General features: G+C 60.7%; 21 protein-coding genes and 2 tRNA genes. 13 read left to right on the forward strand and 10 right to left on the reverse strand.

The window, feature by feature from the left end:
- Positions 1–22 precede the first annotated feature (22 nt).
- Positions 23–550 carry a hypothetical protein gene (locus BUC40_RS09640; RefSeq protein ID WP_073265022.1) on the forward strand — a complete coding sequence of 176 codons (528 nt, stop codon included), beginning with the start codon at positions 23–25 and terminating at the stop codon, positions 548–550.
- Positions 551–565: 15 nt separating this feature from the next.
- On the opposite strand, the gene BUC40_RS09645 is transcribed toward BUC40_RS09640, so the two are convergent.
- The 3 genes from BUC40_RS09645 to BUC40_RS09655 all read right to left on the reverse strand — a co-directional run bounded on the left by BUC40_RS09645 (position 566) and on the right by BUC40_RS09655 (position 3,015).
- Entirely contained in the window at positions 566–1,321 is a 756-nt protein-coding gene (locus tag BUC40_RS09645; RefSeq protein ID WP_073265024.1) for a CPBP family intramembrane glutamic endopeptidase, read from the reverse strand.
- A gap of 63 nt (positions 1,322–1,384) precedes the next feature.
- The gene (locus tag BUC40_RS09650) at positions 1,385–1,552 is read right to left on the reverse strand and encodes a DUF2897 family protein (protein ID WP_073265026.1); all 168 of its coding nucleotides are present in this window, start codon (positions 1,550–1,552) and stop codon (positions 1,385–1,387) included.
- A 116-nt stretch (positions 1,553–1,668) separates the two neighbouring features.
- Positions 1,669–3,015 carry a class II 3-deoxy-7-phosphoheptulonate synthase gene (locus tag BUC40_RS09655; protein WP_073265028.1) on the reverse strand — a complete coding sequence of 449 codons (1,347 nt, stop codon included), beginning with the start codon at positions 3,013–3,015 and terminating at the stop codon, positions 1,669–1,671.
- Positions 3,016–3,186: 171 nt separating this feature from the next.
- Between BUC40_RS09655 and BUC40_RS09660 the strand changes: the two genes are divergently transcribed.
- The 4 genes from BUC40_RS09660 to pabB all read left to right on the forward strand — a co-directional run bounded on the left by BUC40_RS09660 (position 3,187) and on the right by pabB (position 8,000).
- Positions 3,187–3,960 (forward strand): spermidine synthase, encoded by a 774-nt coding sequence (locus tag BUC40_RS09660; protein WP_139272147.1) that lies wholly within the window; start codon positions 3,187–3,189, stop codon positions 3,958–3,960.
- A gap of 111 nt (positions 3,961–4,071) precedes the next feature.
- Positions 4,072–4,470 (forward strand): ester cyclase, encoded by a 399-nt coding sequence (locus tag BUC40_RS09665; RefSeq protein WP_073265030.1) that lies wholly within the window; start codon positions 4,072–4,074, stop codon positions 4,468–4,470.
- A gap of 331 nt (positions 4,471–4,801) precedes the next feature.
- Positions 4,802–6,484: a DEAD/DEAH box helicase gene (locus tag BUC40_RS09670; protein WP_073265032.1), complete on the forward strand. Its 1,683-nt coding sequence runs from the start codon at positions 4,802–4,804 to the stop codon at positions 6,482–6,484.
- 148 nt (positions 6,485–6,632) lie between these two features.
- Positions 6,633–8,000, forward strand: a complete 1,368-nt coding sequence (gene pabB / locus BUC40_RS09675) for an aminodeoxychorismate synthase component I (protein ID WP_073265034.1) — start codon at positions 6,633–6,635, stop codon at positions 7,998–8,000.
- On the opposite strand, the gene BUC40_RS09680 is transcribed toward pabB, so the two are convergent.
- On the reverse strand, positions 7,985–8,752 hold the full coding sequence (locus BUC40_RS09680) for a DODA-type extradiol aromatic ring-opening family dioxygenase (RefSeq protein ID WP_073265036.1): 768 nt from the start codon (positions 8,750–8,752) through the stop codon (positions 7,985–7,987). The genes pabB and BUC40_RS09680 overlap by 16 nt on opposite strands.
- 107 nt (positions 8,753–8,859) lie before the next feature.
- Here BUC40_RS09680 and BUC40_RS09685 point away from each other — a divergent pair, with 107 nt between their 5' ends.
- The gene (locus BUC40_RS09685; RefSeq protein WP_073265038.1) at positions 8,860–9,510 is read left to right on the forward strand and encodes a thiopurine S-methyltransferase; all 651 of its coding nucleotides are present in this window, start codon (positions 8,860–8,862) and stop codon (positions 9,508–9,510) included.
- A 59-nt stretch (positions 9,511–9,569) separates the two neighbouring features.
- Here the strand turns inward: BUC40_RS09685 and htpX are convergent, their stop codons facing one another.
- The 3 genes from htpX to BUC40_RS09700 all read right to left on the reverse strand — a co-directional run bounded on the left by htpX (position 9,570) and on the right by BUC40_RS09700 (position 12,392).
- Entirely contained in the window at positions 9,570–10,442 is an 873-nt protein-coding gene (gene htpX / locus BUC40_RS09690) for a protease HtpX (RefSeq protein ID WP_073265040.1), read from the reverse strand.
- Between the two features lie 228 nt (positions 10,443–10,670).
- The gene (locus BUC40_RS09695) at positions 10,671–11,114 is read right to left on the reverse strand and encodes a hypothetical protein (RefSeq protein WP_073265042.1); all 444 of its coding nucleotides are present in this window, start codon (positions 11,112–11,114) and stop codon (positions 10,671–10,673) included.
- A 66-nt stretch (positions 11,115–11,180) separates the two neighbouring features.
- Positions 11,181–12,392 (reverse strand): pyridoxal phosphate-dependent aminotransferase, encoded by a 1,212-nt coding sequence (locus tag BUC40_RS09700; RefSeq protein ID WP_073265044.1) that lies wholly within the window; start codon positions 12,390–12,392, stop codon positions 11,181–11,183.
- Positions 12,393–12,539: 147 nt separating this feature from the next.
- Here BUC40_RS09700 and msrB point away from each other — a divergent pair, with 147 nt between their 5' ends.
- The 3 genes from msrB to BUC40_RS09715 all read left to right on the forward strand — a co-directional run bounded on the left by msrB (position 12,540) and on the right by BUC40_RS09715 (position 13,976).
- Positions 12,540–12,938 (forward strand): peptide-methionine (R)-S-oxide reductase MsrB, encoded by a 399-nt coding sequence (gene msrB, locus BUC40_RS09705; RefSeq protein ID WP_073265046.1) that lies wholly within the window; start codon positions 12,540–12,542, stop codon positions 12,936–12,938.
- 116 nt (positions 12,939–13,054) lie between these two features.
- A complete protein-coding gene (locus BUC40_RS09710) occupies positions 13,055–13,543 on the forward strand; it encodes a glutathione peroxidase (protein ID WP_073265048.1) in 489 nt (162 codons plus the stop codon).
- Entirely contained in the window at positions 13,536–13,976 is a 441-nt protein-coding gene (locus BUC40_RS09715) for a MarR family winged helix-turn-helix transcriptional regulator (protein WP_073265050.1), read from the forward strand. The genes BUC40_RS09710 and BUC40_RS09715 overlap by 8 nt, the downstream gene beginning before the upstream one ends.
- 24 nt (positions 13,977–14,000) lie before the next feature.
- Here the strand turns inward: BUC40_RS09715 and BUC40_RS09720 are convergent, their stop codons facing one another.
- The gene (locus tag BUC40_RS09720) at positions 14,001–16,310 is read right to left on the reverse strand and encodes a hybrid sensor histidine kinase/response regulator (protein ID WP_073265052.1); all 2,310 of its coding nucleotides are present in this window, start codon (positions 16,308–16,310) and stop codon (positions 14,001–14,003) included.
- 102 nt (positions 16,311–16,412) lie between these two features.
- Here BUC40_RS09720 and BUC40_RS09725 point away from each other — a divergent pair, with 102 nt between their 5' ends.
- Both BUC40_RS09725 and BUC40_RS09730 read left to right on the forward strand, forming a co-directional pair.
- The gene (locus BUC40_RS09725) at positions 16,413–17,303 is read left to right on the forward strand and encodes an ATP-binding protein (RefSeq protein ID WP_073265054.1); all 891 of its coding nucleotides are present in this window, start codon (positions 16,413–16,415) and stop codon (positions 17,301–17,303) included.
- The gene (locus BUC40_RS09730; RefSeq protein ID WP_073265057.1) at positions 17,300–17,782 is read left to right on the forward strand and encodes a GAF domain-containing protein; all 483 of its coding nucleotides are present in this window, start codon (positions 17,300–17,302) and stop codon (positions 17,780–17,782) included. Before BUC40_RS09725 ends, BUC40_RS09730 begins: the two co-directional genes overlap by 4 nt.
- A 40-nt stretch (positions 17,783–17,822) precedes the next feature.
- Here BUC40_RS09730 and BUC40_RS09735 read toward each other — a convergent pair whose 3' ends face one another.
- Entirely contained in the window at positions 17,823–18,590 is a 768-nt protein-coding gene (locus BUC40_RS09735; protein ID WP_073265059.1) for a hypothetical protein, read from the reverse strand.
- Positions 18,591–18,930: 340 nt separating this feature from the next.
- Between BUC40_RS09735 and BUC40_RS09740 the strand changes: the two genes are divergently transcribed.
- Together BUC40_RS09740 and BUC40_RS09745 are read left to right on the forward strand one after the other, a co-directional pair.
- Positions 18,931–19,006: transfer RNA gene (locus BUC40_RS09740), tRNA-Glu, on the forward strand.
- Between the two features lie 29 nt (positions 19,007–19,035).
- Positions 19,036–19,111, forward strand: a tRNA-Gly gene (locus BUC40_RS09745).
- A 100-nt stretch (positions 19,112–19,211) separates the two neighbouring features.
- Here the strand turns inward: BUC40_RS09745 and BUC40_RS09750 are convergent.
- Entirely contained in the window at positions 19,212–19,622 is a 411-nt protein-coding gene (locus tag BUC40_RS09750; protein WP_073265061.1) for a PA2817 family protein, read from the reverse strand.
- Positions 19,623–19,671 lie beyond the last annotated feature (49 nt).

Below are 19,671 nucleotides of genomic sequence, written 5' to 3' on the forward strand. Positions count from 1 at the left end.
ATAATCTGTCGTGAGGAGCTCGATGCGTTATTTGTTGCTGCCGCTGTGTCTTGCCGTGTTACTGAGTGCTTGTGGCTCCGATGAGCAGGGCAAGGATGTGCCGCGCAAGAACGCTGAGCCAGCAGTGGCCGTCGAGCCCGCCAAGGCACCTGCCAAGCCCGCTGAGCAGCAGCCTGCGCCCGAAAAGCCGGTGACGCAGCCTCAGCCTGCCGAGCCGCAAACCGAGGCGGTGCAGAAGCAGGCGTCTGTCGAGCCCAAGAAGGCCGCTCAACGCGCAAAGCCGCAAAGCAAACCGGCACAAAAGGTCGCTCATGAGGCGCCCAAGTCCAAGCTGGATCTGAGCCTGCCGCCAGAACTCTCTGCCGCCCTGGACGCCGAAGACAAAGCTGCCACCGACGGCGTGCCGCCGATCCTGCCGGCGTTCTTCGAGGAGCGCAAATCTTCGATCAACCCCTTCCAGATCAGCGGCAAGCTGCTGACCGGTGAGCTGGGTTCCCAGACTTGGGACACCGTAGAAGGCGCTCAGCTGCAGTTCGAGTTTCACCGCTGACCCTTCCGCCTCTCCTCAGGTGATACGCAGCGGGTAGCTCAGCAGAGTGAAATGCAGCAGGTTCACCAAACCATGCAGCGCAATCGCCACGATCAGTCGCCCGCTGGCCTGCATCGCCACTCCGTAGCCCAATCCCGCAGCAGCCGCGACAATCGCGAATTCCGGGCTGAATGGAATATGCACTGCGCCGAACAACAAGGCCGTCAACACAATGCCTGGCCAGGCACCTAGCCAGGCCACCAGACGCGTTTGCAGCAAGCCACGAAACAGCAACTCCTCTGCCAATACCGCAACGCACAGGTTGATCGCCAGCCACGGGATAAGCACGTCGGGCAACTTTGGCTGCCAGGCCACCACTCCCAGCAAGAGTGCCAGGCAGGGCACTGTCAGCAAGGTCATGACGAATGTCGGTGCGGTGAATGTCGGCCACTGAGCAGTACTGGCCGGCAAGCCGAGCCACCAGGCCAAAAGCGTGCAGCCGACCAGCAGCTTGTCCCACGACAGGCGCAGCAGGTAAGGCGCGGCGTCTGCACTGATGCGTTGTGGTTCGCCGATCACCCAGGGCGTGAAGCCTGGCAGTAGGTGTGCAGCCAGCAATACGCTGGCGCCGATGACCAGCGCACACCATAACCATTGCGGCAGACGCGTTGGCGCCGTCACCAGGGCGATGAACAAAACGGTGATCATCAGACCAATGGGCTGAATGAAACCCATAAGAAAACCCGCCAGAAGCGGGCAGAGGGACAATAGCAGGCGAGGTGGAAAGGTCATTGCGCCTCCTCCTTGGTGGAGGCGCAGTTTACAGCGCTGTGGAATCAGATTGCTCGAGCGCGATCAGCGATCTTGAGCGTCTTTGGCGTTCTGCTCGACTTCGCGTTCGTGGATGCGTTTTAGTTGGTCTTCGCTCAGCGGCAACTTCTTCGCGGTATCGCGCAGCATGAACAGGCCACCGACGATGGAGCCGATCGCCACAATCAGGATCAACCAGGCATACCAGGGCATGTGCGACTCCTTTTATAGATGGGTGAGCCGCGGTGATCGGCTCTGTACAGAAGACCGTCTGTCGGTTGCCTTCGTTCAGGTTAAAGCTGTGTGGGGCAGGCGAGCCTGGCGGTTTTTCAGCGACGTACCTGCTTTAACGTCTCGGCAATCATAAACGCCAGCTCCAGCGATTGATCGGCGTTCATTCGTGGATCGCAGTGGGTGTGATAACGATCCGACAAACCCGCTTCGGTGATCGGCTTGGCGCCGCCGATGCACTCGGTCACGTCCTGGCCGGTCATCTCGATATGGATGCCGCCTGCATAGCTGCCCTCGGCGTGGTGCACGGCGAAGAACTGCCGCACCTCGGCGAGAATCTGCGCGAAGTCGCGGGTCTTGTAACCGCTCGATGCCTTGATGGTATTGCCGTGCATCGGGTCGCTGCTCCACAGCACCTGGCGGCCCTCGCGCTGCACGGTGCGGATCAGTCGGGGCAGGCCGGCTTCGACCTTGTCGGCGCCCATGCGCACGATCAGGTTGAGGCGGCCCGGGTCGTTGTCCGGGTTGAGGATGTCGATCAGGCGGATCAGGTCTTCGTCGGTCATGCTCGGGCCGACCTTGACGCCGATCGGGTTGCCCACGCCGCGTAGGAATTCGACATGGGCGCCGTCTACCTGGCGGGTGCGGTCACCGATCCACAGCATGTGCGCCGAGCAGTCATAGAAGTCGCCAGTCAGGCTGTCGCGGCGCACAAAAGCTTCTTCGTAGTTGAGCAGCAGCGCCTCGTGGGCGGTGAAGAAGCTGGTCTCGCGCACCTGAGCGGCGCCGTCCATGCCGCAGGCGCGCATGAAGGCCAGGGTTTCGTCGATGCGATCGGCCAGTTGGTGGTACTTCTGGGCCAGGGCCGAGTTTGCGATGAAATCCAGGTTCCATTGATGCACCTGGTGCAGGTCGGCAAAGCCACCCTGAGCGAATGCACGCAGCAGGTTCAGCGAAGCAGTGGACTGGTGATAGGCCTGCAGCAGACGCTGTGGGTCGGGCGCACGGCTGGCCGCATCGAAGCCAATGCCATTGACGATATCGCCGCGGTAGGCGGGCAGGGTAACGCCGTCGATGGTTTCATCATTGGCCGAGCGCGGCTTGGCGAACTGGCCAGCCATGCGCCCGACTTTGACCACCGGGCAGCCGGCCGCGAAGGTCATGACGATAGCCATCTGCAGCAGCACCTTGAAGGTGTCGCGAATTTTCGCCGCGCTGAACTCGGCGAAGCTCTCCGCGCAGTCGCCGCCTTGCAGCAGAAATGCCCGGCCCTGAGTCACTTCGGCAAACTGCTTGCGCAGCTCCCGCGCTTCACCGGCGAACACCAGGGGTGGAAAGCTGGCCAGCGTCTGCTCGACCTGGGCCAGCTTTGCTGCGTCCGGGTAAACAGGTTGTTGCTGGATCGACTTGTTTCTCCAGCTATCGGGGCTCCAGGGCTGACTCATGGCGGCATCTCTTATTGGCGATGGTCCATGGTAACCGATCACCCAGCGCTGTAATGCACTGGCGCGAGTGGCAGCTGCGGGCATTTAGCGCGTGACCTGAGTGCGCCGCATCACCGACAATCGGCAACAGCCCGGCCCGAGCCGGGGAACGCGATGGTGGAGAATCTGCGTATGCCTGGCTTGCCTCCGGTGGAGGAAATGAAGGACGAAGTGGTGCTGGCTGAGGTGCACGATGCCTTTGGCGTGATCCGCGTGGTGGAGATTGGCGAATACCGCTTTCTCGAATTCGGCGAGGCGATCGAGCAGAGCTGTGTGTTCACGGCCGACCCGAGCTGGCTGGAATACGATTACACCCGCGCCATGTTCGTTGGCGCGCTGTGCCATGAGGCGCCCGAGACCGCCTTGTTTCTCGGTCTTGGCGCCGGCAACCTGACCCAGGCATGCCTGAAGTTCCTGCCGCTCGAGGATGTTGAGACCATCGAGTTGCGCCCCGATGTGCCACGTCTGGCCATGGAGTATCTGGGCCTGGAAGACGACCCACGCCTGACCATGCGCATCGGCGACGCCATGGAGCTGCTGCCTAGCGCGGAAAGTGCCGACCTGATCTTCGTCGACCTGTATACCGATACCGGCCCCGGCGTTGGCCATCTTGCATGGCGCTTCCTCGATGACTGCCGGGCCAAACTCAATCCCGGTGGCTGGCTGATCATCAACCAGTGGGCCGGTGATGACGGCAAGCCGCTGGGCGCCGCATTGCTGCGTGGCCTCTATCACCGGCATTACTGGGAATGCCCGGTGGTGGAGGGCAACGTGGTGGTGCTGGTGCCTGCCGAGCTGGATCAACAGTTCGATCACGAAGCGGTGAGTAGGCGTGCCGAAGCCTTACAGACTCGGCTCGGATACTCCCTGCAGCCATTGATCAACTCCGTACGCATGGCCAGCTAGCCTGGAATTAACCGGCGGTGGTGCTGTCCTTTTAGGGCCTCGAATGTTCTGCGCAGCCGCTTGCGGTCTGCCTGAACCTCGATCCCCTCAGCCCATCGACGGAGCCCAGCCATGAACGACCACGATCTGCCCACGGTGTACCGTGCCTATATCGACTGCCTCACCCGTCAGGACTGGGCGAACCTTGGACAGTTCGTGCACGACGATGTGGTGCATAACGGGCGGCGGGTAGGGCTGAGCGGCTATCGCGAAATGCTCGAGCGCGATTATCAGGACATTCCCGATCTGCAGTTCAATATCCGCCTGCTGACCTGCGAAGAACAGATGATTGCCAGCCGACTGGATTTTCATTGCACGCCCAAGGGCCGCTTCCTCGAAGTGCCGGTTCATGGCCGCAAGGTGAGCTTCAGCGAGAACGTGTTCTACGCTTTTCGCGACAGTAAAATTGCCGAAGTCTGGTCGGTCGTCGACAAGGCCGCGATCGAGGCGCAACTGGTCAGCCGGGCCTGAGCATTCGATCCAAGACTAGGTGGTGCGGCACAATGTCGCTAGGCGGCAGCGGCTTGCCGTTTAGCGATTTTATTGTGTGAAAAAGCGCACACGTCTATATGAATTCCGGTATAGTACGCGCCGGCCAATTCATGGCCACGTTCAAGTAGTGCAACTCGCCCGGAAGCTATTTTCGGCAGCCAGTCCGCCAAGCGGACTATCTTGACGATTCATTACCACCACAGTTTTCGCAAATTCTCGCCTACATTGCTGCCAGGGTGACCCACAAGGTCCTACATGGCATGTGCAGCTTTGGAACATGGGTCTTTGCGGATGCACTAGAGGCAGACCCATGACCCAGGAAACCGGCGGCTTCGCCGCACTCGGCCTTCACGCCAATATTCTCTCCGCCCTGACCGCTGTCGGCTACGAAGAGCCTTCGCCCATTCAGTACCAGGCCATTCCGGTAATTCTTTCCGGCCAGGACATGATCGGCCAGGCCCAGACCGGTACCGGCAAGACCGCAGCGTTCGCGCTGCCAATCCTGTCTAAGATCGACCCGGCCAAGCGTGAGCCACAGGCGCTGATTCTGGCACCGACCCGCGAGCTGGCCCTGCAAGTCGCCACCGCGTTTGAAACCTACTCCAAGCAGATGCCTGGCCTCAATGTCGTCGCCGTCTACGGTGGCGCGCCGATGGGTCCGCAGCTCAAGGCTATCCGCCAGGGCGCGCAGGTGATCGTTGCCACCCCGGGCCGTCTGGTCGACCACCTGCGTCGCGACGAGAAAGTGCTGTCGACCATCCAGTACCTGGTACTCGACGAAGCGGACGAAATGCTCAAGCTGGGCTTTATGGATGACCTCGAAGTGATCTTCGAAGCCATGCCTGCAACCCGTCAGAGCGTGCTGTTTTCCGCGACCCTGCCGCACTCGATCCGCGCCATCGCCGAGAAGCACCTGCGCGAGCCGCAGCATATCAAGATCGCTGCCAAGACTCAGACCGTATCGCGTATCGAGCAGGCGCATCTGATGATCCACGCCGATCAGAAGACCAACGCCGTGCTGCGCCTGCTGGAAGTCGAAGAATTCGACGCCCTGATCGCTTTCGTGCGTACCAAACAAGCCACTCTGGATCTGGCCAGCGCGCTGGAAGCCAAAGGCTACAAAGCCGCTGCGCTGAACGGCGACATCGCTCAGAACCAGCGTGAGCGCGTAATCGAGTCCCTCAAGGATGGCCGTCTGGACATCGTTGTCGCGACCGACGTCGCTGCTCGTGGTATCGACGTGCCGCGCATCACCCACGTATTCAACGTCGACATGCCGTACGACCCGGAGTCCTACGTGCACCGTATCGGTCGTACTGGCCGTGCCGGTCGCGACGGCCGTGCGCTGCTGCTGGTAACGCCGCGTGAGCGTCGCATGCTGCAGGTGATCGAGCGTGTAACTGGCCAGAAGGTTGGCGAAGTCAAGCTGCCGAACGCCCAGCAAGTGCTGGACGCACGCATCAAGAAGCTCACCAATGGCCTGGCGCCGCTGGTCGCCGAAGCTGAGGTCAGCCATGGCGAGCTGCTCGACCGTCTGACTGCCGACATCGGTTGCAGCCCGCGTGCCCTTGCCGCTGCGCTGCTGAAGAAGGTCACCAATGGCCAGTCGCTGGATCTGGCGACTGTCGAGCGTGACCAGCCGCTGGTGCCAGGTGTTGGCGGTGCGCCGCGTGAGCGCCGTGAGCGTGATGGCGAGCGTAGTGGTGAGCGCAGCGATCCGCGCGAACGTCGTGCGCCAATGCCGTTGGGCGAAGGCCGTGCCCGTTGCCGTACCGCGCTGGGCGCGCGTGATGGCATCGCTGCCAAGAACCTGCTGGGCGCCATCCTCAACGAAGGTGGCTTGGCTCGCGAGGCGATCGGCCGCATCCAGATCCGCGAGAGCTTCAGCCTCGTGGAGCTGCCGGAAGATGGCCTCGAGCGTCTGCTGACCAAGCTCAAGGACACTCGCGTTGCCGGCAAGCCGTTGAAGTTGCGTCGCTATCGCGAAGACTGATCCGCAGTGCAGCACTGATTCGGGGGAGCCATTGGCTCCCCCGAGTCGTTTCTGGCATGCGAATAGTCGTGTGCGAGCGGCAACCGCCCCTAGGACGAACTCGCCGGCGGCTCTACAATCGGCCGTCCTCGTTTGTGTGATGTGTTGAATGCCTACCTGTCTTGTCCATCCGCTGCCGTATCAGGCCGACCCCGCCGTTTATTTTCAGTCCGTGCGCCAGGCGCCGGGCGCGGTGTTGCTCGATGCGGGGCGGCCGGCGGCATCGCGGGGGCGTTATGACCTGCTCAGCGCCTGGCCCCTGGTTGAGTTGGCGCCGCTGCCCGAGGAGGCAGGCGCGGCATTCTTCGGGCGTTTGCGCGATCAGCTGGCCTCATTGGGACGAGCCGAATTGCCTGCGGGCAACGATCTGCCGTTTGCTGGTGGCCTGCTTGGCTACCTGGCGTACGATTTCGGACGCCGTATTGAGGCGCTGCCTGAGCAGGCTCGTGACGATCTTGGGCTGGGTGATGCGGTTTTTGGCCTATATGCCTGGGCGCTAATCAGCGACCACCAGGCGCAGACCAGCCAGCTGGTGTTTCACCCATCCTTGCCTGGTGGCGAGCAGGCGCGTTTGCTGGCGTTGTTCAAGTGCCCGCCGGCAGAGGCTTCGCAGCCGTTGCCCTTTGCTCTGCTGGAGCGCTTTCACGGCGATATCGAGAAAGATCAGTACAAGGCGGCGATTGCTCGCATACAGGCCTACATCGGCGCTGGCGACTGCTATCAGGTCAATTACGCGCAGCGCTTCCAGGCGCGTTACCAAGGCGATCCCTGGCAGGCCTATGTGGCGCTGCGTGCTGCCTGCCCAACGCCATTCTCTGGTTACCTGACATTGCCCGGCGGTGGTGCGGTGCTGAGCCTGTCACCTGAGCGATTCATTCGGGTCAGCCAGGGCCAAGTGGAAACACGGCCGATCAAGGGGACTCAACCGCGTGGCCGTGACGAGAGGGAGGATGCGCACAACGCTCAGGTTCTGCTCGCCAGCACCAAGGATCGCGCAGAGAACCTGATGATCGTCGATCTGCTGCGCAACGACCTGGGGCGCACTTGCCGCACCGGCTCGGTGCGCGTGCCAGAGCTGTTCGCTTTGGAAAGCTACCCCAACGTTCATCATCTGGTCAGTGCGGTGACCGGTGAGCTGGCGGCGGGCAAGGACGCCTTGGATCTGCTGCTGGGCGCCTTTCCTGGTGGCTCGATCACCGGCGCGCCTAAGATCCGCGCTATGCAGATCATCGACGAACTTGAGCCTACGCGACGCGGCCTGTACTGCGGCTCGCTGCTGTACCTGGACGTGCGCGGCGAGATGGACAGCTCCATCGCCATCCGCAGCCTGCTTGCCAAGGACGGAACAATCAGCTGCTGGGGCGGCGGCGGTATAGTCGCCGACTCCGTCTGGCAGGCCGAGTATCAGGAGTCGATCACCAAGGTGCGGGTACTGCTCGGTACGCTGGAGCACAGCTGCCTTCAGGCAAAGCTGTAGATATCCATGCCCAGAGCGCCAAGGGTAAAATCCTGGTGTTCAATACCGAAGGCGCCGCCAGCCCCGCGCGCGAAGTACAGCGGCAGCAGATGCTCATCGCTGGGGTGATTGCGCCTGGCATGCGGTGCCTGGCTGCGGTAATCGAGCAGTGCTTGCAGGTCATCCTGGGCGAGCTTTTCAACCATCCAGTCGCGAAACTCCAACGCCCAGGGCGCGGCTTCGTCGCCGCTGCTGCGCCAGTCCAGCTCACCAAGGTTGTGGGTGATGCTTCCTGAACCTATCAGCAATACGTTTTGCTCACGCAGGCCCGCTAACGCCTTGCCTACCTGCAACTGCAGGGCCGGGCCGTGGCGACTTGGCAGTGACACCTGTACCACCGGGATATCCGCTTGCGGGTACAGCAGGGAAAGTGGCACCCAGGTGCCATGATCGAAAGGACGTCGACTGTCGGTTTTCGCTGGCAGGCCAGCCGCCTGTAGCCGCGCTACGATATCCTCCGCCAGTTGCGGGCTGCCCGGCGCCGGGTATTGCAGTTGGTAGAGTTCGGCGGGGAAGCCACCAAAGTCATGCCAGGTCTCTGGCTTCTCCGCACTCGTGACGCGCAGCTCCTCGCTTTCCCAGTGCGCGGAAACCACGACGATCACGTCCGGGCGTTGCAGCTTCGCTGCTAACCGCGCGAGCGCAACGCCGCTGGCGCCAGGTTGCAGAGCGAGCATGGGTGAGCCGTGGGAAATGAACAGACTGGGCTGCATGGTGTTCTCCTGATGAGAGGAGGATGATCTATCAGTCATGTTGGGCTGACAACGCCTAAAGTCTGCTTGTTGTTATCTGTTTTGTTGATGTGTTCAGAGGAGTAACCATGCGTGAATCATTCTGGCTGCAGCGTTGGCAGGCTAACCAGATCGGCTTCCACGCCAAACAGGTCAATCCCTTGCTGCAACGCCACTGGCCTGCGCTGGCCTGCGGCCCCGAGAGTGCCGTGTTGATACCGCTGTGCGGCAAGAGCCTGGATATCGCCTGGCTGGCATCGCGCGGCCACAAGGTTATCGGTGTCGAGTTGGCCGAGGTGGCGGTCGCGGCATTCTTCGCGGAGCAGGGCGTTCGGCCGTTGATAACCGAGGAGGGCGCCTTCAAGGTCTACCGCCATGAGCGTGTGAAGTTGCTCTGCGGCGACTTCTTCGCGCTCGAGGCCAGGCATCTGCAGGATTGCACATTGTTCTACGACCGGGCGGCGTTGATCGCGCTGCCAGCTGAGATGCGCGAGCGCTACGTCGGGCATCTGCATAGCGTGTTGCCCTCTGGCAGCAAAGGTTTGTTGGTAACGCTGGACTACGACCAGGCGTTGATGGATGGGCCACCATTCTCCGTCAGCGATGCTGAAGTGCAGGGTTGGTCCGGGAAGGTGTGGAGCTGTGAACTGCTGGAAACCCAGGGTGCACTGGAGCGGCGGTTCGAGGCACGCGGCCTGACGCGCATGGATGAGCGTGCTTACCGCGTGCAGCTACTTTGAGCTGAATGATGGGCATGAAAAAGGCGACCCGAGGGTCGCCTTTTTTACGTGCGCTGCGATCAGCCGAGGCGGCGCAGAGCTTCGATACGGTCTTCCAGCTTGGGGTGAGTCATCAGCAGGCCGGCCAGGCCGTTCTTCAGACCACCGTTGATACCGAACGCCGTCAGGCTGTCAGGCATCTGCACCGGTACGCCCTGCTCGGCGCGCAGGCGCTGCAGTGCAGCGATCATGGCGCCGGTGCCTGCCAGTCGAGCACCGGCTTCATCAGCCTTGTACTCGCGTTTGCGCGAGAACCACATGACTATGATGCTGGCCAGGATACCGAGCACCAGCTCAGCGAAGATGGTCGCCACGAAGTAACCGATGCCGTGGCCGCCTTCGTTCTTAAGGATTGCCTTGTCGACGAAGTTGCCGAAAATGCGTGCGAAGAACATCACGAAGGTGTTTACCACGCCCTGGATCAGCGCCAGGGTGACCATATCGCCATTGGCCACGTGACCGATCTCGTGGGCCAGTACGGCTTTAACTTCGTCAGGCGAGAAGCGCTCCAGCAGTCCCTGGCTGACGGCGACCAGTGCATCGTTTTTGTTCCAGCCGGTGGCGAAGGCGTTGGACTCGTAGGCCGGGAAGATGCCCACTTCCGGCATCTTAATGCCGGCATTACGGGACAGTTCTTCAACGGTCTGCAGCAGCCACTGTTCGTGACGGGTGCGCGGTTGGGTGATGATCTGGGTGCCGGTACTCATCTTCGCCATCCATTTGGACAGGAAGAGCGAGACCAGCGAGCCGGCAAAACCGAAGACGGCGCAGAAAATCAGCAGGCTGCCGTGGTTCTGGCCGGTAAAGCGATCAACCCCCAGCAGTTTGAGGGTGATACTGGCGATAACCAGTACCGCCAAGTTGGTAGCCAGGAACAACATAATGCGCATCATGGTGTGAAACGACTCCTCACGGGAAATACAGGCTCAATACGGCGGCTATATAAGGGCTCGCCCTGTGGCTATTCAACCGAGTCACTATTTCAAACTGTGTCGCATGCTCTGGCTGACGTCTGCTGCTCTGCAGCGGTGCCACAGCTTAGATGGGCTTTTCCCCGTTTATTTCAATCGAGACCGAGAAAAAACGCGGCTATTAGCGCTTCACTTGATTGCTTGGTTTAGTCAGGTCGACGTTGTCGAGCGCTGCTCGAACAGTTGTCGGGTTAGTCGCGCAATCCGTTCACCATGTTGCTGCTCGAGTGCCTCGCGCAGCTGGAACGCCAGCGTTGCTTGCACACGGTCAACGGCAGGCGGCAGTGGCTGACCATCGGCAACTGCGCGAGGGATGCCGCGTGACAGGCGTAGAAAGCCTTTTTCACTGAGCACGGCTTGATCCAGGGCGTCGTAGCCAATGGTCGACTCGTAGCGCAGATAACCCTCGTCAGCCAGCCACAGCAGCGCGCCCAGGCAGGCTTGGTGACGCTTGCTCGGTAGGCCGAACTCATCCGGCTCTTCGCGGCCAATCAGATCTTCCACGTATAGCGAGGCTTTACGCGGGAATACCTGATAGAGCATTAGCAGGCCGCTGGCGGCATCTTTGTAGAAGTCGTCTATCTGCAGGTCCATGGGTAAGCCTGGCTGTGATCTGAAAGGGAGGCGGATGCCGGAGCGGGCATCCGCGAAGGCGGTCAGTTACTGGCGATAGGTCTTGAGGAAGCTGCCGATGCGGCCAATCGCTTGTTCCAGGTCGTCGACGCGGGGCAGGGTGACCACCCGGAAGTGATCCGGCCACGGCCAGTTGAAGGCAGTGCCCTGAACGACCAGCAGCTTCTCGGAAAGCAGCAGGTCGAGGACGAACTTCTCGTCGTTGTGAATCGGACAAACCTTGGGATCAATCTTCGGGAAGGCATACAGCGCGCCCATCGGTTTGACGCAGCTGACACCGGGAATGTCGTTGAGCAGCTCCCAGGTGCGGTTGCGCTGCTCCAGCAGGCGGCCGTTAGGTAGCACCAGGTCGTTGATGCTCTGGTAGCCGCCCAGAGCAGTCTGGATCGCATGCTGGCTCGGCACGTTGGCGCATAGACGCATGTTGGCCAGGATGTCGATGCCTTCGATGTAGCTCTTGGCATTGTGCTTGGGACCGGAAATGATCACCCAGCCGGAGCGGAAACCCGCTACGCGGTACGACTTGGACAGGCCGTTGAAGGTCAGACACAGCACGTCCGGTGCCAGGGAGGCGGTGGAGATGTGTTGGGCTTCGTCGTAAAGAATCTTGTCGTAGATCTCGTCGGAAAAGATCACCAGATTGTGCTGACGCGCCAGCTCGACGATATCCATTAGCACTTCGCGCGAATACACGGCGCCAGTCGGGTTGTTCGGGTTGATCAGCACCAGCGCCTTGGTATTCGGAGTGATCTTGGCGCGCATATCGGCGATGTCCGGGAACCAGCCAGCCTGCTCGTCGCACAGGTAATGCACCGGTTTGCCGCCGGAAAGGGCCACGGCAGCGGTCCACAGCGGATAGTCGGGCGCCGGGATCAACACTTCGTCACCGTTGTTGAGCAGCGCCTGCATGGCCATGACGATCAGCTCGGACACGCCATTGCCCAGGTAGATGTCCTCGATGCCGACACCTTCGATCTGCTTCTGCTGGCAGTACTGCATCACCGCCTTGCGCGCGCTGAACAGGCCCTTGGAGTCGCTGTAGCCCTGCGCGGTAGGCAGGTTGCGAATCACGTCCTGAAGAATTTCTTCAGGGGCTTCGAAGCCGAATGGCGCTGGGTTGCCGATGTTCAGCTTGAGAATGCGCTGGCCTTCCTCTTCCAGGCGCTTGGCGTGCTTGAGCACTGGGCCGCGAATGTCGTAGCAGACGTTGGCGAGCTTGTTGGATTTGCTGACCTGCATGGTGAAGAATCCCGAATCGAAGAAGGGCGGCCTTCAATGGGCCGAGGCGGCGGCGAGCCGTGGCGGGTTGAGGTGTCGAATCATACGTGTCAGCCTGAGTCGGGCAAAGATACAGATAAGGCTTTTTTATCCCGAGGAGGACGGCCTGTGAGCAAGCTCGAAAAACCATTGGAAACCTGGCGTGAGGAGCTGACCGATACGCAGTTCAACGTCTGCCGCCTGGGCGGCACCGAACGGCCGTTCACCGGTGAGTACCACGACAGCAAAGAGCCGGGTATCTATCAGTGCGTATGCTGCGGTACGCCGCTGTTTGATTCCGATGCCAAGTTCGATTCCGGCTGCGGCTGGCCGAGCTATTTCCAGCCGCTGAACGCCGAGGTGATCACCGAGCTGGAAGACTTCAGCCACGGCATGCATCGTATCGAGGTACGTTGCAGCAATTGTGATGCCCACCTGGGGCATGTGTTCCCCGATGGTCCGCGGCCGACAGGTCTGCGCTACTGCATCAACTCGGTGTCGCTCAAGCACGTGCCTCACGAGGCTTAACCGGGCACGCGAATCATTCGGCCCGCAATACGCGGGCCTTATTTTTATGGGATTAAATTGTGTGCAATTTAATTGTTGGCTACTCTTTCGGCTCCTTTCACCATTGAGCGCCACCCATGAGCCAACAGTTGCTGGACATACCTTGTACCACCATCACCGGCGAGCAAAAGCGCTTGAGCGACTTTGGCGGCAAAGCGATTCTAGTGGTCAATACCGCCAGCCAGTGTGGCTACACGCCGCAGTACCAGGGGCTCGAAGCGCTGTGGAAGCAGTACCGCGACAAGGGGCTGGTGGTGCTGGGCTTTCCCTGCAATCAGTTTGGCAAGCAGGAGCCGGGTGATGAGCAGGCGATTGGCAGTTTTTGCGAGCTGAATTTCGGCGTGACCTTCCCGCTGTTTCGCAAGGTGGAGGTCAATGGCTCGGACGCACATCCGCTATTCGTGGCGCTCAAGCGCCAGGCGCCGGGGTTTCTCGGCACGCAGCGCATCAAGTGGAACTTCACCAAGTTCCTGATCAGCGGTGATGGCCGCAGCGTCAGCCGTTATGCGACTACCACCAAGCCCCAGGCGCTGCAGGCGGCGATCGAAGCGTTACTCGATGGATGATCTGCGGCTTGATCGCCAGCTGTGCTTCAAGCTGTACGCTGCCTCTCGCCAAGTGGTGCGCGCCTATAAGCCAATGCTCGATGGCTTGCAGCTGACCTACCCGCAGTACCTGGCGATGCTGGTGCTCTGGGAGTGGGATGAGGCGGCGCCGGCACAGCCGACGGTCAAGGCGTTGGGCGAACGTTTGCTGCTCGACTCGGGCACTCTGACACCGCTTCTCAAGCGCCTGCAGCAAGGGGGGCTGGTGGAGCGCCAGCGCAGCGCAGCGGACGAGCGGGAGATGCATTTGCGTCTTACCAATCAGGGGCGTCAATTGCGTGAACGGGTGCCGAGCCTCAAGCGCGAGTTGCTCTGTGAGCACGGCGTCGACAGTGACCAGCTGGAGCCGCTACGGGCGCAGCTGGATGCACTTCTGCAGCGCATGAGTGGCTAGACGATTGCCTAAATCAGTGGCTACTCAGGCGGGCAGCCACTGATCGAGCAGGGCGAGCAGCTCTTCGCGGCGGAAGGGCTTTGCCAGGTAATCGTTCATGCCGGCAGCCAGGCAACGCTCGCGTTCCTCTGACAGCGCATTGGCGGTCAGCGCGATGATTGGCAAATGCTGTAAGGCCGGTGTCTGGCGGATGCGCCGGCTGGCTTCGTAGCCATCCATGATCGGCATGTTGCAGTCCATCAGCACCAGATCCACGGTCTCTTCCTGCAGCTTTTCCAATGCTTGCTGGCCATTGTTCGCCAGCAAAACCTCCACGCCCTGCTTGCCAAGCATGCCTTTGGCGACCAGTTGGTTGACTGGATTATCCTCGACCAGCAACACGCGCGCCGGCTTGCGAGGGGCGACCGCCTCGGGTTGCGTGTCTGACGTCTCATCCACCGAATGCTCGAGTGCATGTTTGAGCGCCTGCAACAGATGGTGCCGGCTAAGCGGCCTGGCAACCTGCTCTAGCGGTGCGAGTGCCGCAGCGTGTTCGGCGTCTAGGAAGCTGCCATAGGCGGTGACCAGAATGATCGGTGCAGCCGTTTGCTGGCGCAGCTTTTCCATGCACGCAGGGCAGTCGCTGATGAGGACGTCGGCGTCGATGTCGTCGACATCGCTTGCACTGTCCAGGCGCCGGTAGCTCAGGCCCCAGTTGCCGATCAATGCCGGAAGCAACTCCGCCAGGCCGGTGTCGGCCCCGCAGATAGCCAGCACCCTGCCGTGCAGGCGTGGGGCTGGCGGCGCAGCTTCAAGGCTTGGCAGTGGCAGGATGGCGCTGAAACAGCTGCCGTTTCCGGGTGTGGACTGCAATTCGAGCGTGCCCTGCATGGCTTCGCATAGCCGGCGGGTCAGGGCCAGGCCCAGGCCGGTTCCGCCGAATTGCCGGGTTATGTCCGCGCCGGCTTGAGTGAACGGCTGGAAGATTCGTGCCTGGGCGTCGGCCGCAATACCGATGCCGGTATCGCGAACGTCGAGGCGTATATATCCGCCTTCAGCCTTGATACGAATATCGACGCGGCCCTCGCGGGTGAATTTCAGGGCGTTGGAAAGCAGGTTACTGACTATCTGCCTGACCCGAGTCGGGTCGCCAAGGACCTGAGTTGGCAGTCGTGGGTCGATCAGGCAAGTCAGCTCCACGCCAGATTGGGCGTTCTGCGACAGCAGGCTGGCTGTGCCTTCCACCAGTGCGCCGAGATCGAACGCGATGTTTTCCAGTTCGAGCTGGCCTGCTTCGAATTTGGACAAGTCGAGAATGTCGTTGAGTAGGTCGACCAGTACTTTGCCCGAGTCGTGGGCGATGGACAGTTGCTGGCGCTGTTCACTGCTCAGGGCGCCCTCCAGTGACAGGGCGAGCATGCCCAGCAGGCCGTTGAGCGGCGTGCGGATCTCGTGGCTCATGTTGGCCAGAAAGATCGAGCGAGCCTGGGCCATGGCCAGGGCGTCTCGGCGGGCTTGCTCGAGCTCCTCGTTGGAGCGGCTGAGGCGGCTGTTGGCAGCCTTGAGCTCGACGGTGCGCGCCGAAACGATGGCCTCCAGCTCGCCCAAGTATTCAGTCAGGCGATCTTCCGCGGTGCGGCGTTGTTCGATCTCGGTGGCGATGCTAGCAAATTGTCGGTTGGCGACTTTTACCAGTACGCCAAGCTCATCGCGCTCGTGACCAGGTGGGCAGGGCAGCGGCGTGCGGTCCGGAGTGCGTAGGTCACGCCCTGCCAGTGCCTGGATGACTTGGTTGAACGGTTTGGTGAGCATGAAATAGAACAGCACCAGGAGAATCACCGACAGCAGCAGGCTGCGCGTGAAGCCGCTGACCAGGGTCAGCATCGAGCGTTTGAGGAAGTTGCTGCCAAAGGCGTAGGTGTCGACATCGAGCTGCAGCATTCCCAGCTGTTCATCGGGGGCGTGGTCGACCGAGAGCTTCGTTTCGAAGTGGCGGCTGCTACCAAATAGAAAGTCGCTGAAAACACGATAGCGGCTCTGCACGGAGGGTTGCTCAGCGCTGGCCAGTACTTCGCCATTGCTGTCGACGATGCGTGCACCGATTATCGCCGGCGAATGGCGCAAGCCCACGACCAGTTCCTGAGCCAGTTCGGCATCGATGTTGTAGGCGATACGTGCGGCAGGATTGTGGCTGATCTCCATCAGTGCACGAATCTCGCGGTTGATGGCGGCGTCTTCGCTGGCATAATCGACGCCAATCTGCACCAGACTCAGCAGTGCGCCGAGGATGAACGCCACCAGAACGGTAAGGCCTGCCTGTTTGAATGACAGTCGCTGTCTGAGAGGGATTTCCATATGGTGGCGCTGTCTCGTTCCGTTCGCCGCTCAAGCATAGTCGATCTGGCCTGCTTTTTCGGCATATCTGGCGCACAGACTGAATATTTGAGGAGCTGCTACGTGGATCCCCGTTTTTCTGATTTTCTCCAGCGCGCCGACAGCGTGCTGATGCGCCTTGAGCCGCTGTTGCCCGCCGTTCGCGAGCCGCTCGACTGGCAACACACGCTGGCAGCGCGCTGGCAACGCGAAGGCCGCTCGGGCTATCTGCAGGCGCTTAATGTAAGCCTGGACATGAGCTTGTCGGATCTGATTGGCGTCGACACCCAACGTGAGCAACTGGCACGCAATACGCGGCAGTTCGTGCAGGGTATGCCCGCCAACCATGCGTTGTTGTGGGGGGCTCGGGGCACCGGTAAATCTTCACTGGTACGGGCACTGTTGGCGGAGCATGCCGGCGCCGGTTTGCGGTTGATCGAGATCGAGCGTGATCACCTGGCTGATTTGCCGCGTGTGGTCGAGCTACTGATGACGCTGCCACAGCGCTTTATCCTTTTCTGCGATGACCTTTCGTTCGAAGCCGGCGAGGGCGATTATCGGGTGCTCAAGAGTGTGCTCGATGGCTCCCTGGAGCGTTCACCGGAAAACGTGCTGCTGTATGCCACGTCCAATCGTCGGCACCTGGTGCCGGAGCGTGAGAGCGACAACGCCAATACCAAAATGGTCGATGGCGAGCTGCATCCGAACGAGGCTGTTGAAGACAAGATCGCGCTGTCGGATCGCTTTGGTCTGTGGTTGTCCTTCTACCCCTTCACTCAGGAACACTACCTGGATGTGGTGCGCCACTGGGTCGAGGTACAAGCGACGCAGTCGGGCCTACAGTGGCAGTGGAGCGAGGAGCTAGAGAAGCTTGCGGTGCGTTGGGCTACCGGGCGTGGCAACCGCAACGGGCGCTGCGCCTATCAATTTGCCCGCCAATGGGTCGGGCTGCAGTTGTTGGAGACCTCGCAATGATCGACTTGAGCCAAACCGGCACCGGCCTCGATGGCTACTCGCTGCTGACCGCCCAGCTGGAGGCGTTGCTCTCTGGTGAGCGGGACTTCATCGCCAATGCCGCGCAGTTCAGTGCCTTCGTTTATCACGAGTTGGAAGGTTTGAACTGGGCCGGCTTCTATCTGGTGAAAGATGACGAGTTGGTGCTCGGTCCATTTCAGGGCAAGGTAGCCTGTGTGCGTATCGCCTTCGGGCGTGGCGTATGCGGCGCCGCCGCTGCTTCTCGGCAAACGCAGCGGGTAGAGGATGTGCATGCCTTTGCCGGGCATATCGCCTGTGACAGCGCTTCGAACAGTGAGCTGGTCGTGCCACTGATCAAGGACGGTCGGCTGATTGGTGTGCTGGACTTGGACAGCCCGCGGGTAGGGCGTTTTAGTGAGGCTGATCAGCGTGGCATCGAAGGGCTGGCAGCTGTGCTGCTGCTTGCCAGTGACTGCTGATCAGCACAAGGCAGGTTAGGAGCTGAGAGGCGCTCGTATCTCAGTCGTACAAGGCTTTTTTCTTCCAGCCGTCGTCTTCCATCGACTTGAGCCCCTCGGTCAGCTCGCTGTCAGCGTCGCCGCTGGGCGCCTGGGAGCTGACCAGCATCGCGTTGACCCGCTCCAGCTGCTTCTGAAACTGCAGCAGGGTCGCCTGGTAGCGGGCGGTGTCCGGTTGCTTCTGCAAGAACTGCACGCCGCGCTCCAGAGCCAGTCGGGCGTGGCCGTTTTGCTGCTGCTGCAGCGCTTGTTTGGCCTGGTTACCGTACAGCTCGATATACAGCTGCACCAGCTGGTGGCGAATCTCTTTGACCCAGTGTTTGGCTTCGTCCACCGGCAGCAGCCCGGCTTGAGCAAATTTGTTGACTTGCCCATGCAGAGCTTCAAGTTGCGTGCGCACCTGGGCGGCGCGTGCATCGTCGGTTACCGGGAAGGGCGCATTGCGTACCGGAATATCGGCGCCCATGGCGATGAGTTTGCGCAGTTCTTCAGCCATGGCGACATACACGCTGTCTTTCTTATCGGCTTCGAGAATGCGTTCGGCAAAGTGCAATTGCAGTTTGCATAGCAGCAGCTTGAGCTCAGGCGTCATCAACTGCCCGGCGAGCTGCTCATTGAGATCGGCGATACGGCGGTAGCGTTCAGCCAGATCGGCCTTGAGCCGTGCCTTCTTGCGTTTGTTGTTTTCAGACAGCTGGTTCACGTAGGCCAGTAACACCAAAAGCGTGATACCGCCGATTATCGCCATGGTGATCACGAGCGAGGACATCGTCTTAACCTCTTAAGGGCCGTTGTGCAGATTGCAGCAGCCGGCGTGGTGGCAACTGCCGTGTTCCATAGCGAATCATCTTACTCGCGTTCTGCCATCATTGCGCGTATTGCGACACAGCCTGCGTATTGGCCATGCGTATTAAAGCAGGTCGAATCTGGCTCTGCAGATGCGCCTGACTGCCCAGGCGGCCAGGAGACCCTCAGAATTCGGGTGAAGTCGTTGATTTTAAAAAATTTTATATGAGAGGTTGACGGCCGTTGAAAGGCTCCATAGAATGCGCGCCACTTCCACGGTAATGCTGAAAAGCACAGCGAGGAAGCCGGAAATTTCGGGCAACGTCCCCTTCGTCTAGTGGCCTAGGACACCGCCCTTTCACGGCGGTAACAGGGGTTCGAGTCCCCTAGGGGACGCCACTTCCGAAAGAAGTGGAATGCAATACAATGCGGGAATAGCTCAGTTGGTAGAGCACGACCTTGCCAAGGTCGGGGTCGCGAGTTCGAGTCTCGTTTCCCGCTCCATATAAACGAAAACGCCGCTCAATGAGCGGCGTTTTCGTTTCTGCGTTTTGGCGCTACAAGAAAAGCCCGCCAGCATCGTCAATGCTGGCGGGCTTTTTCTTTAGTGGCGGCTACCAGGGGCCGGCATAGCCAGCAGCTGCTTTTCCTGATTCCAGTCGAACGGCTCGTCGTTTTCTTCGGCGTAGAAGCGGCGCTCGTCGAGTTGCTGATACAGCTCGATCTCCTCGTCCGGCATGAAGTGCAGGCAGTCGCCGCCAAAGAACCACAGCAGGTCACGTGGTACCAGATGAGCAATCTGTGGGTAACGCTGAAAGATCTGACTGATCAGATCCTGGCCCAGGTACTGGCTACGTTCGAAATCCACCGGCAGTTCGGTGAGCAGTTCATCGTAGCGCTCGAGGAAATTGGCATGGCTGGCATCAAGGATCTGCTCGGCTTCACCCAGGGCAACCAGGATGGTGCGCAGGTGATTGAGCAGGGCGATGTGGTGGTCGAGATGGGGGCTGGCCATGTCCGGAATCCTGAAAGTAAAGCGGGCGCCGGAGTATAAAGTCCACGGC

The sequence above is a fragment of the Phytopseudomonas punonensis genome, assembly GCF_900142655.1.
Classification (GTDB): Bacteria; Pseudomonadota; Gammaproteobacteria; order Pseudomonadales; family Pseudomonadaceae; genus Aquipseudomonas; species Aquipseudomonas punonensis.